At 80.6% G+C, this 413-nt stretch carries 1 protein-coding gene; it reads right to left on the minus strand.

Annotation, left to right across the window (positions count from 1 at the left end):
- A partial coding sequence (locus ABD308_RS33815) for a KR domain-containing protein (RefSeq protein ID WP_344343554.1) occupies positions 1-413 on the minus strand: 413 nt, incomplete at both ends.

Raw genomic sequence — 413 nt, forward strand, 5'->3', positions numbered from 1 at the left:
CGGCGCGCCGTCACCGGCCGCCGCCCGGACGATCGCGGCCGGGCTGCCCAGCAGCCGGCCGAGCGAGCCGAGGCCCTCGCCGTCCACGCTCAGCGCGGGCAGTCCGAGCGCCCGGCGGTGCGCGGCGAGCGCGTCCAGACCGGCGCCGAGCGCCGTCTCCCGGCCCGCCCCGGTGGCCGGGTCGCACAGTACGAAGAAGTCCAACTCCCGTTCCATCGTGGCGAGGTGGAGCCGCCAGGCCTGGTCGGCCAGGGCCGCCGCCGCGCCCAGCGGGTCGTCCTCGGCGGCGCCCTGCGGGGCGGTCGCGAGGTGCACCACCCCGGCCACGTCCAGGTCGGCCAGCAGCGCGGCGGCCTCCCCGGCCCGCGTTAGGTCGGCGACCGGCAGGGCCACCTCCACGCCCCGGGCGCGCA

This window comes from Kitasatospora putterlickiae (genome assembly GCF_039527695.1).
GTDB classification, from domain to species: domain Bacteria; phylum Actinomycetota; class Actinomycetes; order Streptomycetales; family Streptomycetaceae; genus Kitasatospora; species Kitasatospora putterlickiae.